This window comes from Streptococcus sp. ACS2 (assembly GCF_000525585.1).
Taxonomy (GTDB): domain Bacteria; phylum Bacillota; class Bacilli; order Lactobacillales; family Streptococcaceae; genus Streptococcus.
The window spans coordinates 56,766-70,621 of the sequence record NZ_JALT01000040.1 but is presented as its reverse complement, the minus strand read 5'-3'; the positions used below and the strand labels follow the sequence as shown (position 1 = coordinate 70,621).

Sequence of the window (13,856 nt, the reverse complement as noted above, 5' to 3'; positions counted from 1 at the left end):
ACAGGTGCACTGGCAGCATTATCAGCCACAACTTCACCCTCTGCTCCAATATAACCAATAACCTCAGTAACTGGTACTGTTTCACCAGCCTGACGGGTAATCTTCAAAAGAACACCAGAATCTTCTGCTTCAAGTTCCATGTTCGTTTTATCTGACATGATTTCAAGAAGGATATCCCCCTCATTAACCACATCACCCTCTTGTTTCTTCCACTCGATGATTTCGCCTTCCTGCATGTCCACACCAAGCTTTGGCATAATAATCTCAAAAGCCATATTTTATGATACTAAGAACGCTAAAATGCGACAGAGTTTTAGGAGTTTTACATTTAGTGTGCTTGCACACAAATAAAACTATCTAAATTCCGAAGCATTTCGTTTGAGTTCAAATCAACTCAAACGCTTTAACGCCCCCTCCTTTCTACTTTAAATTATATTTTCCGATACTCTCACAGTTAAAACAAGAAACACATTTTACTAGCGAGACATATCACTTAACCGTCGCTAGAAAGTTAGTTTCCTTTATTGGCCATCTTGATAATAGCAGCCTTAATCTTTTCAACATCTGGAAGAACCGCTTGTTCCAAGACACGCGCATAAGGTACAGGCACATCTTCACTTGCTAAACGTACAATTGGGTGGTCAAGGTAATCAAATGCTTCACTTTCAGTAACCATAGCAGCAATCTCACCGATGAACCCACCAGTCTTATATGCATCATTGACCAGCATCAGTTTACCAGTCTTCTTAACTGACTCGAAAATCAATTCCTTATCAAGTGGGATAAGCGTACGTGGGTCAACGACCTCAACGTTAATACCTTGTTCAGCCACTTCTTCAGCAGCCTTAAGAACACGTTCCAACATACGACCATATGTGACAATAGTAAGGTCAGTCCCTTCACGCTTGATTTCACCTTTTCCAAGTGGAATGTAGAAATCAGGATCTTGAGTCACTTCCTCTTTCTTACCGTAAAGTGCTTTTGGTTCCATGAAGATAACAATGTTATTGTCCTGAATAGCAGATTTCAAAAGACCTTTAGCGTCGTTAGCATTACCTGGAGCAACGACTTTAATCCCTGGAATGTGAGTCAACCATGACTCAAGAGATTGTGAGTGCTGTGCCGCAGAACCAATCCCTGAACCAGAAGCTACACGGAAGGTTACAGGAGTCTTCAAACCACCACCAAACATGTAGTTGTTTTTTGCACCATTATTAACGATAGCATCAAGGGCAATCGTGATGAAGTCCATGAAAGTCAAGTCAACGATTGGACGAAGACCTGTGATGGCAGATCCAACAGCTGCACCAGCGATAGCTGCCTCTGAAATTGGTGTATCTTTAACACGTTTTTCACCAAACTCTGCCAACATCCCAACTGATGTACCGAAGTCACCACCATAGATACCAACATCTTCACCCATAAGGAAGATGTTTTCGTCTTTACGCATCTCCTCGCTCATAGCAAGGTTTACTGCCTCACGCAAGGCCATCAATTTTGTTTCACTCATACTTGTATTCCTCAACCTTTCTCTTTAGTCTACCCATACATCTTCAAAGGCAACTGAAAGTTCTGGATCTGGGCTATTTTGGGCGAACTCATAAGCTGCATCAACCTCTGCCTTAACTTGGCTTTGGATAGCATCTAACTCTTCAGCGCTTGCGATATTTTCAGAAACGAGATAGTCACGGTATTTAATAATTGGGTCGTTATTGTTCTTCCACTCGTCAACTTCTTCCTTAGTACGGTAAACACCTGCATCAGCAGTTGAGTGACCAAACCAACGGTAAGATTCTACCTCAACGATAGCGGGACCGTTGCCACCACGGACATGCTCAACAGCCTTGCCCATTGTTTCGTATACAGCCAAAACATCGTTACCATCTTCACAGTAGAAACCAGGAATACCATAAGCTTCCGCACGTGTATAAAGGTGAGGTGTGTTTGTAGCTTTATGAATATCCATTGAGATACCATAACGGTTATTGATGATAAAGAAGATAACCGGCAATTTCCAAGTAGCTGCCATATTGACTGACTCATGGAATGAGCCTTCATTAGTTGCACCATCTCCTGAAAAGGCCACAACAATATTTCCTGTTTCTTTGTATTGCTGAGTGAGAGCTGCACCTACGGCAAGAGCATAACCACCACCAACAATACCGTTAGTTCCGTAGTTACCTTTTTCAAAGTCAGCCAAGTGCATAGAACCACCACGGCCCTTAGAAACACCTGTCGCCTTACCTGCAAGCTCCGCCATCATTTTATTCAAATCCATGTCTTGGGCGATAGATTGTCCGTGACCACGGTGATTTGAAAAGAAGATATCGTCATAGCTCAAGTGTTGAACAGCCCCAACGTTGGCTGCTTCCTCACCAACTGAAAAGTGAGTCATTCCTTGAACAAAACCACGACGAACCAATTTATTAATACGTGAATCAAATTCACGAATACGTTCCATTTTAGTGAACATCTCAAGATGTGTCTCTTTAGAAAGTTTTACCATATCGATCTCCTCTATCGAAATTTTTCTATACATCTAGGATAGGTTAAAAAAACTTAATGGGCAAGAAATATGCTTGAAAAATGAAAAGCCTTACATGCTTATCACTTATAGACAATTCGTATGCTCTTTTTGTTTGCGATATGGTATAATGGTATGATTATATAGATTTTACCCGAATAGGAGAATATTTGATATTGAGTGATGTCATAATTCACGGGCTTACGGCATGTATAGCTTTTATTTTACAAATTATTATCTTCAAGTTGACCACGCAAAGGCCGCTTAGGTACTGGATTATTATTTTAGCTGGTATAGCAATTTTTGCCTCTAGTTATTTTGGCATTTTTTATCCAAAATCCGGTTTTATTGCACTTGTACTCTTTCTAGCTACCAAATCCTACAAAAATCTAAGACATACCATTTTGGAGACTTTCTTCATACCTTTCACCTTTGCCTTAATGGTAAGATTGGTCATTTTCCTGATTATTCCAATCTTTTTCCCTGCAGTCTTGGATTACTATTTTGCTGGTCCCTTTATTCTCTTTCTTGCTTTTTTACTTTGGTTTGCACAAAGTGCCCTTCTTCAGGTGGACTACTCTCGAATGATGCAAATTGATAAAGCAAGACCATGGTACAGGTCAACGTCTGTCGCTCTTTGTAGCTTAGCCTTTATTTACTTTGCTTCTGAACTCGTTTCAACAGACATTCACTTTACCATTGCCTTTCTTATCATTACTGCTCTGATTCTATCTAAGCAGGTTAATCTCTATAGAAAAGACCTCAATGCTCAAACACAAGCAGCCCAAGAGGAACATTCTCTCCTTCTTCAAAAATCAAGTCAGAACATCAATACCTGGTACCAGAAAAAGACTAGCCAAGAGCTCTTCATCAAAGACGAAGCTGAAAACCTCTACGATATCATCCGTTTTCAACAAAATGAGGAAGCTCAGGAGTTAATTGACTACTTGCTGACACCGAATCCGCTAGATAAGAAGATTGATCATTTTTATCGAGACAAACTAGAAAATATTAAACTGCCAGATTTACAGGTACTCTTTGAAGCTAAATTTCTAAAGGCAAAAGAACTGGATGTTTGGGTTAGTATGGAGGTCCCAGAACCTATTACCGTCTATCCTATTAATCCTTTAGACTGGGTATATGTCCTATCAACTATCTTGGATCATGTCATTGACCAAGCACAAGATAGTGAACAGAAATACCTTAGCTATGCTTATTTTAAGGATGAGGATAGTCAACACTTTGTCGTTGAAAGTTCAAGCACTAAAGAATATTCAGCTATTACATCTGATTTCTCTGATCCTGAACTAAAACGCGTCAATACTATTCTATCTACTTATCCAAACGTTAACATTGTTTCAAATACACGTGCTGGGATTTATCGCTTACAAATTGAAATTGACATGACTAAAGGAGGTTACAATGATTACTAATATTATCAATCCCCTCTTACAGGCCGTTAGTTTCATTTCTATTTGGTACCTCTACCAGACTATGTCTAAGATTAAGCCACTACGAGGACACCTTTTACTTCTATTTTTGTCCTATGTAGCTGCAGCGTCCTATTTTAGTCTCGTAAAAATCGTTGTGGACCCGCTTTTCTTCCTTGTTGCCGATTTGGCCCTTGTCAAAGAGCGTTCTTTCTATCATCGATTGCTTTACGCTTTTTATCCAACTATCCTTTTTGATATGGCAACACGACTACTTTCAATTGTCATTATCCCTCACGTCTTACATATCAAAGGTGATATTACCCTCAACACTAACTTACATATCTTGACCTACATCTTAGCACCATTAATCATTTACCTAATGCTTAAAATCTTCGCCGTAGACCTAAATCAGATGAGTAGTCTTGACGAAGCTTGGGCTAGACGTAACTGGTTGCGAAGCACTGCCTTCCTAGCTGTCTATTATGTCTTCTTTACTGTTATCCATGGTCTTAACAGTATTCTTCCAACAGCAAATAACCCTAAAAATTTATTTGAAATAGTTTTCAAGGTCAGTCCTAATAGTTCTGTTATCTTAGTTCTCTATATTGCCCTACTACTATGGGATTTTTACAATTGGAACCAGGCTGTCCACCAACAATCTATCGATAGACTGAACAAAGAACGTCATAAATTGTTGGGTACTATGACTAACTATAGCAAATCCTTTATCCAGATTATTATGCAAAAGCAAACGTCCTTCGACTTATTCAAGAAAAATCTCAAGGAGGTTTCTCTTGCCTTGGAAAATGAAGATACTGCCAAAGCTACTAGTTTACTTGAGATTTATAAAACGGACAATGCTAGCATTGGTAATCCAGAGACTCAAGAAAACTTAGATAGGCTTAGCAATCCAATAATATCTAGTTTCCTCTCTAACCGCATTTTAGAAATGCGAGCTGCTCATATTGATATTGCTATAAACATCAGTCCTCAGTTTGGTGAGATTCCTTTATCTGACCTCGATTTATATCAACTGCTCCAAGCTTCGGAAAGAGCGATATTTAAACTACTTCGTCCTGATGTCAAGGTCAATAGTAGTTACCTTCAACTAGATCACTCACAACTCCTTGTTGTTGAATTACCAGTTTTGGCTGAAAAGGTTAGCAAAGATAAAGAACTGAATGATTTAGTAAAGAGTTTGCCAAATGTTGACTATCGTATCGGTTTAAATGCAGGTTATCTGACTCAAATTATTGAAATCTTTGAACCTGGTTATTAAACGATAAGAAAAAGAGCCAATGGCTCTTTTTTTGCAACCTCATATATCTTCTTACTAAAATATCTTGAAATGAGAGGAGGTAAACCAGATAATCCTCGTGCTAAACAAGGACACCCAGTTTACAAACCTGAGTGACGTTTTCTGCTAATATTCTACGATGGATAGGTGGGGTTTAGAAGGCACCGCCGCCACCGCCTCCTCCGCCCCCAGAGAAGCCACCGCCACTAAAGCCTCCACTACCACTACTTGAGTTAATAGAGAAGTTACTTACGGTATCTGAAGCAGAAACATAGTTTTGCAATGCAGTTGAATTGTATAGCATTGCAAAAGATACAGGTGAATAAGTAAAAGCGTCTAAAGATGGATTGCTAAGGTGAATGTTGTAACGTTTCAGAACATCACTGACTTTCTTGGCCTCTCCATAAAGTGTCGCATAAACTAGAATACGATTCCATAAAACAATGGATTGTAATTCCGCTTGATTAAACTGCCCGATACTCTTAATCATGTTGTTAAAACTATGCCATTGATAATAAATATCCGAGTTTTCTGGAACAAGGCACCCGTTTGCCCGCCCATTGATTTGAAGACGATAAATAAGATGCATGGTAATAACTGGGAAGAAAATGAGTAAATATAAAAGGGATAAATTAGAGGAGAAACCGATTGAGAGAAGGAAGAAACCAATAGCAATGAGTACATAAAGAGATATAAACATTATGTTCGCCACTGAAGATAAATGAGATTCTGAAGGTGTAAGCTGCCTATACAGGCTTGGTAATCCGAGTTGCTTTTCTTGATTTTCGACACCTTGGGTAACCCTTGTAGCATCTTCTAAAAACAGACTTCTAATATTTCTACCTATAGAACGAAGCTTATCTCTTTCTGTCCTATTTTTAGCTTTTTTATACTGACTTTCAATTTCATCTTCGTTAATATAGTATCGTGAGAACATATCTTTCTCTTTGACTTGACTTTGACCATCAAAAAGCATCTCAATAAAAGCTAATTCAAAATCAGCTAAACCATCCCTTTTAACAAATTCAAGAATTGGCTCTTCCGTTGATTGACTAAAGGATAAGTTTCCTCTATCTATAAGATCCAGTATCGTCGCTTGAACCATATGGTTAAAGGATATTGGGTAAGTCACACTATTCAGACCACTAATGTCAAATCGTTGGTTGTAGACGTTCTGAGCAAGAACAAGAGGAGCTAGATTTTGAGGAATGTCATAAAGTCTACTATCCTTTGGGAAACGTGGTGGTCTCGTGCTTCTCAAGACTGAACTATATAAAACGATTGCTATAACAAACAAGACGAGGAGAAGTCCTGGAAAAAGACCATAGAAAATGATGTGATAAATCTTTCTATTTCTCACAATATCATTTTCCTGTTTTAGGAATTTATCTTTAGCTGAACTATCGATGATATTAGTGGAATTTTTAGATTTTAGACTCGCTGTCATAGGCCAATAAGCATGAAGTTCGAGTTTTCCCTTTGCAGGAAAATTATCAAACTGAATATTATAGCCTTCATCCGTCCTTTGAACCTGAGGATTTTTTTGAAAGAATCCTGCATGAGCATATAGCTCACCCTTATTGGAATCTAAACCATCAACAGTAAAATCAACATGACCAATAGACTTATCCCAATCGGAAATCGGAAACCAATTGAGGACAGCAACATCAGAATAAAGATTTAAAATACGACTAATTTGCCAAGTAACCTTAAGAACAACTTTATCACCACTATGCCCCTGGTTGTAAACTTTCAGCTTAGTTCCATCTGATAATTCTGATGCTTCAACCTTAACATAGGGTTTGGTTTGGCCATTTACTGTCGCTGTTACCGTTGGATTACCACTAATGTAAAAACCATCTGGAACTGGCTTTGCACTACCTAATGTGACATACTGCCCATGGTAATCACTCTCAAAATCATAAGTAATTTCCTGCGTAAATGTAGCACTACTATTATCCGAAATACTTAGATGCCCTTTGTACGAAGGGATACGGTAACTAACATCATCAGCTTTAACAGAAATTACGGGGACTATAAAAGCTATTAAACAACCAAGCCAAATCAAAAATTTCTTCATATTCTCTCCTTACTGCTAGCCCTAAAACCAAAAGAAATAGCAATAGACAAAACCATAACAATTTCATTCGGTTTCTCAAATAAGAAGGGGCGAAAACTTAGGCTTGATAAACAATCTCACCGTCACAGATAGTATATTTAACACTACCCGTAAGCTCTTCGCCCACAAATGGTGAATTGGCTGCTTTAGACTTAAAGTCTGCTGTGACCTGACGTTTTTCTTTGTCCGCAAAGATTACAAGGTCAGCTGGTCCATTTTCAGCCAAATAACCGGCATCGAAGCCATAAAGATCAGATGGGTTGCTAGTCATTACTTTCAAGAGTTCAGTCAAGCTTAAGTGACCTGCATCAACCAAGTAGGTCAATCCAAGAGATAGAGACGTTTCAAGACCAGTCATTCCTGATGGTGCTTTAGTCACATCATCGACATTCTTTTCATCGGCATGGTGTGGCGCGTGGTCTGTGGCAATAACTGAGATAACTCCAGATTTCAACCCTTCGATAACGGCCTGACGGTCAGATTCCAAACGAAGTGGTGGGTTCATCTTGGCATTAGCACCTTTTGAGAGCAAGAGGTCTTCAGTCTTAGAGAAATGCTGCGGTGCCACTTCGGCAGTAACTTGAGCTCCAAGTTTTTGAGCAAATTCAACCACTTTTACAGATTCTGCTTTTGACAAGTGTTGAATATGAACATGTGCTTGTGTATCATAAGCAATCATGACATCACGCGCAATCATACTGTACTCAGCTACACCAGTTGCCCCACAAATATGGAATTCTTTTTTAGCAATATTTTCATTGAAACCGAGAATACCATTTAGATCAGGATCCTCCTCGTGAAGGCTGATGAAGGTATTATTCTCCTTAGCTAGCTCCATGGCTTCTTTGACAATACCAGCATTGGTCAATGGAATACCATCATCTGAGAATCCGACAGCACCGGCTTCAAGCAAACCCTTGAAATCAGTGATGTTTTCACCATCAAAATTCTTAGTAATAGTCGCAACAGACTTAACATGGATATTTTCCTTTGCTGCCGAAGTCAAGACCTCCTCCAAGGTTTCCTTATCTGAAATCGTTGGATTAGTGTTAGCCATCATTACAACCGTTGTAAAACCACCAGCTGCTGCTGCCAAGGCACCAGTATGGATGTCTTCCTTATGAGTTTGACCCGGCTCACGGAAGTGAACATGGATATCAACCAAGCCAGGAGCAACCACAAGACCAGTCGCATCGATGACTTGAGCATCTCCAGCTTCGATATTTTCAGCAATCTTAACGACTTTTTTACCATCAACAAGAACATCAGCTTGCGTATCCAAACCAGATTTAGGGTCTACAACGCGACCATTTTTAATCAGTAACATAATCTTCCAACTTTCTATTTTACTTCAACCAATCAATTGGGGATTGGCCTTGAGATACAAGGTAGGCATTGGCTTTTGAAAAAGGCTTGCTGCCAAAAAAACCGCGATAGGCCGACAAAGGACTAGGATGGGCACTCTCAATAATGGCATGCTTAGGATTGGTCACTAGCGCTTTCTTCTTACGAGCATAGCCGCCCCAAAGTATAAAGACAACAGGAGTATCCTTTTGATTAAGAATCTTAATAACAGCATCTGTAAAAGGTTCCCAAATCTGACCAGCATGTCCATTTGCCTGACCAGCTGGAACAGTCAGACAGGCATTAAGTAATAGCACCCCTTGCTCGGCCCAGCTTGTTAAATCATGATGACTTCTAGGACCAAGATCCTCCCCCAATTCTTTGAGAATATTAAGCAAAGAAGGGGGAGCTGGAATCGTCTCAGGTACTGAAAATGACAAACCTTGAGCCTGATTAGGCCCATGGTAAGGGTCCTGACCAAGGATTACCACCCGCACTTCTTCAAACGGAGTCTCCAACAAGGCATTAAAAACCTTGTCACGCGGCGGATAAACTGTCCCCTGGCTATAAACCTGGTCCATAAACTGATTTATCTTTGAAAAATAATGGTCCGGCAGCTCCTCTTTCAGAAGCTTGTGCCATGTCGAATGTTCCATAAAAACCTCTTTTTAGACTGTTTTACACCCTAAATTATACCATAATTTGTAGGGAATATTCGGAAAATACTGAAAAAACAGCATGATTACGAAGCATTTCTTATCAAGTTTTAAAAATACATTACTCCATAAGTTTAAAGGGCTTACAACCTTTAACTCGTTATAGTTTTATGCTATAATTTAAACTTGTATTTTAACAGAAAAGGTAACCCTATGACTACGTATGAAAATTTAAGAGCAGCCAGACGAGGTCCCATTGTCAGCATCGCTGCCTACCTTCTTCTTACCATTGCAAAACTTCTAGCTGGACACTTTTTAAATTCTAGCTCTTTGATTGCCGATGGTTTCAATAACTTGTCAGATATTTTAGGGAACGTGGCCCTACTCATTGGATTGCACCTAGCTAGTCAACCTGCTGATGCAGATCATAGGTTTGGTCATTGGAAGATTGAAGACTTATCAAGCCTAGTCACTTCCTTTATCATGTTCGTGGTGGGCTTCCAAGTCTTAATTCAAACAGTCCGAAAGATTTTTCTAAGAGAGGAAACTGTAGTCGATCCCCTTGGTGCAACCGTCGGACTTCTTTCTGCTATCGTCATGTGTGGCGTTTACTTATACAATAAAGGACTTGCTAAAAAGCTGAAATCTAGCGCTTTGATTGCGGCCGCTAAGGATAATCTCTCCGATGCCGTAACTTCTATTGGAACGTCAATCGCCATTGTTGCAGCATCCTTCAACCTCACGATTATTGACTATATTACAGCCATTATCATTACCTCCTTCATTCTAAAGACAGCCTATGATATCTTCATGGAAGCAACCTTTAGTTTGTCAGACGGTTTCGATGAGAGAAACCTCAAAGCCTATGAGAAAGCGATTCTTGAGATTCCAAAAGTCACTAAGGTTAAGAAGCAGCGTGGCCGTTCCTATGGTAGCAACGTCTATCTTGATATGGTGGTTGAAATGAATCCTGACCTCTCTGTTTACGAGAGTCATGCCATTACTGAACAAATTGAAGAGGTTCTCAGCAAGCGTTTCTCTGTCTATGACACTGATGTCCATGTAGAACCAGCTGCTATTCCCGAAGATGAAATTTATGGCAATGTCCTTCACAAACTCTCTCGCAATGAAAAGATTATTCTGTCAAAAATTCCTGACTATGAAAATCTCTTAGCACCAGACTTCTACTTAATCGATGAAAATGGTCACCACTACAATCGTGAAGAAGTCATTGCCAATCACCAACCACTTCTCAATAATTTTGACAGCTTCAAGATGACATCTGTTAGTCAAAAAACGAAATTAATTAGTTATGAGTTGGGAGGAAATTTCCACACTAGTATCTGGCGTCGAAATGAAACCTGGTTCATGATTTACCACCAAGTCACAAGGATAAAAGATGAAAAGTAACGAGCAAGCAAGCTCGTTTTTTTCTGCTTTCAAATAGATTTTGTGTAACATTCAATCGATTCTAAAAATTACATTAAAATACTAAATGTTAGGAAAACTCTAACTTTTATATGTTATAATGAAGATGTTTGTCACTACCGAATTTAGGGTTTTGACAGGCAAATGATATTAATAGATAAAAATAGGTTCTGCCAGCTACAGAACCCCATAGATATTAAAGGAGACACATTGTGAAAAAGAAAATTGTTGCCGTCCTTTTAGCAGCTTGTCTAGCTCTAGCACCGAGTTTGTCTAGTGCAGACGAATTGATGGATATTACACGCGCTGCTGGTTATACTGAAGCCACTGAGGCTTATCGCCCCAAGTCAACCCTCTTAATCGATGGAAATACCGGAGATGTCCTCTGGGAAGAAAATGCTGATGAGGTGCGTGACCCAGCTTCTATGTCTAAGGCCATGACACTTTATTTGGTCTTTGAAGCTATGTCTAAAGGAGAGATTTCTGAAGATACTGTTATTACAGCTACTCCAACCGACCAAGCTATTGCCGACATTTACGAAATTTCAAACAACAAGATTGTTGCGGGTGTTGATTATACCGTTTCAGAACTCATCACTATGACAGCGGTGCCTTCCTCTAACGTTACAACCGTGATGCTAGCCAACTACTTGACCAATAATGATCCTGATAAATGGCTAGACATGATGAATGAGAAATCTAAAGAGCTAGGGATGACCAATACCAAATGGTTCAACGCTTCTGGTGCCGTTGCTGTTGCCTTCAAAGGTTACTACAGTCCTCAACGTTATGATAACAACCAAACCAACCAAACAACTGCGCGTGATTTGGCTATCATGACCTATAACTTCATCAAGAAATACCCTGACATTCTCAAGTACACTAGCAAACCTGTTGTCACTGTTAAAAAGGGAACACCTTACGAGGAAACCTTCGAGACTTACAACTACTCTATTCCAGGTGCCAAATACGGAATTGATGGGGTTGATGGGTTGAAGACAGGATCTAGCCCAGAAGGTGCTTTCAACTATATTGATACCATCAAGCGTGGTGATCAACGTATGATTGCTGTCATCATGGGTTCTGGTGATTGGTCTGACCAAACAGGTGAAGAGATTCGTCATACCTTTGGTAATGCTCTCGTTGAGAAGATGTACAAAGACTTCTCTTACAAGAAAGTTCTTAGCAAGGGTGAACAAGAAATCGACGGTAAAAAATACAATGTCGAAAAAGACGTCTATGCCACCGTTAAAAAAGGTAAAGACCCTAAAATCTCTGTTAAAGATGATCACATTGTCATTGATAATGGTCTGAAGACAGTGTCACCTAATATCAAAGCTACTTCTGTTAAGGCAACTAAAGTTAAGGGATGGTTCGATTTTGGAAGTAACCAGAAAGATAAAAAGGCTACTAAAACAACAGATAAGAGCCAACTCCCAGTTTATTTCTGGTTGCTATGTCTTGTCCCAGTTGGACTCCTCTACTTGATTTACCATAATGAAAAAGGACGACGTCAAAAAGTTAAAGAACGTCGTCAAGCAAGACAAATGAATAACTAAAAGAACGTGCTCAACTGAGCACGTTTTTAGTTGTCTCCAAGAAATGTTTTGAGATTAGACATATCATTACGCATTTGATCCAATCCTTCTTGATAAATGGCTTCAAACTTTTCAGGATCCTTCTCCAAACGACTAACTTCAAGTGCATGTTCTGGACGGATAGCATAAAGATTTCCAGTTTTTTCCAAAGCCTCTATCTTTTCAATACTCTTATTGTAGTGGATGTGGCGATTTGAAGCCACTTGGACAAATTCAGGATACTTACGATAAAAGAGCTTGTAGATTCGCTTACTCGTTTTAGATGGCTGTTTACGGTAGCCTTTAGGACGTGTCAGAACTACAATGAGTTTATCAAAGCCCAAATTTTCCATAAAATCAATAGGGAGACTATCAGACAGACCACCATCCATGTAGCGTTTAGCCTTGTACTCGACAATTTCAGAAACCAGAGGTAGGGCGGAACTTGCACGAAGGGCTTCCATTTGCTCAAAGACATGGTCAATCTTGATATAGTCTGGTTTTCCGGTCTCAATATCTGTAGTGACCACATAGAAGGGAACACCTGAATCAGCAAAGGCCTCCTGATCAAAAACGTCCAACTCCATGGGAACCTTATAATAGGAGAATTCCTTATTAACGAAGTTACCTGTTGTCAGCCATGACCAGAAACTCATATAGCGACGGTCTCCCATAAAACGCTTGTTGTAGCGAAGGGCTCTTTGGGGCTGGTTAGAAAGGTAATTAACACCAAAAAGTGCTCCAGCCGATACCGAAACAACGCCATCCACCTTAATTCCAGCTTCTAAAAAGGCATCTAATACACCAGCCGTATATAAGCCACGCATCCCCCCGCCTTCGAGGACTAAGCCAACTTTCATTCTAAAATCTCCTTTATGATTGGTTCTGTAAGGACTTGATAACCTTGTGGACTCAAGTGCAAACCATCCGTTGTATAGTTGTCATTTAACTGTCCCATGTCATCAGTAAGGTAATCAAAAAGATCAACATAGGTCACACCTGGGAGGACAGCTAATTGTTGATTTAGCTCACGTACAGTTGTATTATTTCGAATCTTAACCTTAGAAGCATACTGTGATTCTTCACTAACTGGAAAGACACTCAGCAAATAGATCTCAGTAAAGAGGGATTCCTGACGAACTGTCATGATAATATCGGAAATACGAGTGACAATATCTCGAATAGGGTAACCTCTTCCGATGTCGTTAATGCCAATCAAGAGCACCAATTTACTTGGTTCCAAATCTAAGACCTGCTCTTTAAGGTGTTCTAAAAGCCAAACCGAGTCTGTTCCTGCAATCCCACGGTTAACAAGGGGAAACTCTCGACCCAAATATTTTTTCAATGCAAAAAACTCCGTGATGGAGTCCCCTGCAAAAACGATTTGGCCTTTGTCTAACTTTTGATTTTCATTCACAAATTTGGCTAAACGCTCTTCTTGATAGGCTACAAGCTCAGGCCTAGTTGTTTCATTCATA

Annotated in this window: 12 protein-coding genes; 4 read left to right on the top strand and 8 right to left on the bottom strand. The window is 39.7% G+C overall.

Translation table 11 applies throughout. The annotated features are described in order from the left end of the window. The 3 genes from HMPREF1517_RS08810 to HMPREF1517_RS08800 all read right to left on the bottom strand — a co-directional run. Window positions 1–275 (bottom strand): biotin/lipoyl-containing protein (locus HMPREF1517_RS08810; protein WP_037598832.1); only part of this gene is annotated, 275 nt, incomplete at its 3' end. Window positions 276–511: 236 nt separating this feature from the next. Further along, entirely contained in the window at window positions 512–1,510 is a 999-nt protein-coding gene (locus HMPREF1517_RS08805; RefSeq protein WP_013990622.1) for an alpha-ketoacid dehydrogenase subunit beta, read from the bottom strand. A 24-nt stretch (window positions 1,511–1,534) separates the two neighbouring features. Beyond that, on the bottom strand, window positions 1,535–2,506 hold the full coding sequence (locus HMPREF1517_RS08800) for a thiamine pyrophosphate-dependent dehydrogenase E1 component subunit alpha (RefSeq protein ID WP_021144192.1): 972 nt from the start codon (window positions 2,504–2,506) through the stop codon (window positions 1,535–1,537). Between the two features lie 458 nt (window positions 2,507–2,964). On the opposite strand from HMPREF1517_RS08800, the gene HMPREF1517_RS08795 reads away from it, so the two are divergent. Beyond that, window positions 2,965–3,957: a hypothetical protein gene (locus HMPREF1517_RS08795; RefSeq protein WP_232219573.1), complete on the top strand. Its 993-nt coding sequence runs from the start codon at window positions 2,965–2,967 to the stop codon at window positions 3,955–3,957. Further along, window positions 3,947–5,236 (top strand): hypothetical protein, encoded by a 1,290-nt coding sequence (locus HMPREF1517_RS08790; protein WP_037601319.1) that lies wholly within the window; start codon window positions 3,947–3,949, stop codon window positions 5,234–5,236. Before HMPREF1517_RS08795 ends, HMPREF1517_RS08790 begins: the two co-directional genes overlap by 11 nt. Before the next feature lie 172 nt (window positions 5,237–5,408). On the opposite strand, the gene HMPREF1517_RS08785 is transcribed toward HMPREF1517_RS08790, so the two are convergent. The 3 genes from HMPREF1517_RS08785 to HMPREF1517_RS08775 all read right to left on the bottom strand — a co-directional run bounded on the left by HMPREF1517_RS08785 (window position 5,409) and on the right by HMPREF1517_RS08775 (window position 9,373). After that, window positions 5,409–7,334 carry a DUF2207 domain-containing protein gene (locus tag HMPREF1517_RS08785; protein ID WP_037601314.1) on the bottom strand — a complete coding sequence of 642 codons (1,926 nt, stop codon included), beginning with the start codon at window positions 7,332–7,334 and terminating at the stop codon, window positions 5,409–5,411. A gap of 97 nt (window positions 7,335–7,431) precedes the next feature. Then, complete coding sequence (locus HMPREF1517_RS08780; protein WP_037601311.1) at window positions 7,432–8,700, bottom strand: dihydroorotase; 1,269 nt, start codon at window positions 8,698–8,700, stop codon at window positions 7,432–7,434. Window positions 8,701–8,719: 19 nt separating this feature from the next. Further along, window positions 8,720–9,373 carry a uracil-DNA glycosylase gene (locus HMPREF1517_RS08775; protein WP_037601309.1) on the bottom strand — a complete coding sequence of 218 codons (654 nt, stop codon included), beginning with the start codon at window positions 9,371–9,373 and terminating at the stop codon, window positions 8,720–8,722. 213 nt (window positions 9,374–9,586) lie between these two features. Here HMPREF1517_RS08775 and HMPREF1517_RS08770 point away from each other — a divergent pair, with 213 nt between their 5' ends. Both HMPREF1517_RS08770 and HMPREF1517_RS08765 read left to right on the top strand, forming a co-directional pair. Next, a complete protein-coding gene (locus tag HMPREF1517_RS08770) occupies window positions 9,587–10,783 on the top strand; it encodes a cation diffusion facilitator family transporter (RefSeq protein ID WP_037601307.1) in 1,197 nt (398 codons plus the stop codon). Between the two features lie 230 nt (window positions 10,784–11,013). After that, window positions 11,014–12,360, top strand: a complete 1,347-nt coding sequence (locus HMPREF1517_RS08765) for a D-alanyl-D-alanine carboxypeptidase (RefSeq protein ID WP_037601306.1) — start codon at window positions 11,014–11,016, stop codon at window positions 12,358–12,360. A gap of 26 nt (window positions 12,361–12,386) precedes the next feature. On the opposite strand, the gene HMPREF1517_RS08760 is transcribed toward HMPREF1517_RS08765, so the two are convergent. Together HMPREF1517_RS08760 and HMPREF1517_RS08755 are read right to left on the bottom strand one after the other, a co-directional pair. Next, window positions 12,387–13,238, bottom strand: a complete 852-nt coding sequence (locus HMPREF1517_RS08760) for a patatin-like phospholipase family protein (RefSeq protein WP_037601303.1) — start codon at window positions 13,236–13,238, stop codon at window positions 12,387–12,389. Then, window positions 13,235–13,855: an SGNH/GDSL hydrolase family protein gene (locus HMPREF1517_RS08755; RefSeq protein WP_037601302.1), complete on the bottom strand. Its 621-nt coding sequence runs from the start codon at window positions 13,853–13,855 to the stop codon at window positions 13,235–13,237. The genes HMPREF1517_RS08760 and HMPREF1517_RS08755 overlap by 4 nt, the downstream gene beginning before the upstream one ends. Window position 13,856: the final 1 nt, after the last annotated feature.

Excerpts from the sequence above, each read along its gene's own strand:
- HMPREF1517_RS08775 (WP_037601309.1), bottom strand. The coding sequence starts at position 9,373 with ATGGAACATTCGACATGGCACAAGCTTCTGAAAGAGGAGCTGCCGGAC.
- HMPREF1517_RS08795 (WP_232219573.1), top strand. The coding sequence starts at position 2,965 with ATGGTAAGATTGGTCATTTTCCTGATTATTCCAATCTTTTTCCCTGCA.
- HMPREF1517_RS08805 (WP_013990622.1), bottom strand. The coding sequence starts at position 1,510 with ATGAGTGAAACAAAATTGATGGCCTTGCGTGAGGCAGTAAACCTTGCT.
- HMPREF1517_RS08785 (WP_037601314.1), bottom strand. The coding sequence starts at position 7,334 with ATGAAGAAATTTTTGATTTGGCTTGGTTGTTTAATAGCTTTTATAGTC.
- HMPREF1517_RS08770 (WP_037601307.1), top strand. The coding sequence starts at position 9,587 with ATGACTACGTATGAAAATTTAAGAGCAGCCAGACGAGGTCCCATTGTC.
- HMPREF1517_RS08790 (WP_037601319.1), top strand. The coding sequence starts at position 3,947 with ATGATTACTAATATTATCAATCCCCTCTTACAGGCCGTTAGTTTCATT.
- HMPREF1517_RS08760 (WP_037601303.1), bottom strand. The coding sequence starts at position 13,238 with ATGAAAGTTGGCTTAGTCCTCGAAGGCGGGGGGATGCGTGGCTTATAT.
- HMPREF1517_RS08755 (WP_037601302.1), bottom strand. The coding sequence starts at position 13,855 with ATGAATGAAACAACTAGGCCTGAGCTTGTAGCCTATCAAGAAGAGCGT.
- HMPREF1517_RS08800 (WP_021144192.1), bottom strand. The coding sequence starts at position 2,506 with ATGGTAAAACTTTCTAAAGAGACACATCTTGAGATGTTCACTAAAATG.
- HMPREF1517_RS08780 (WP_037601311.1), bottom strand. The coding sequence starts at position 8,700 with ATGTTACTGATTAAAAATGGTCGCGTTGTAGACCCTAAATCTGGTTTG.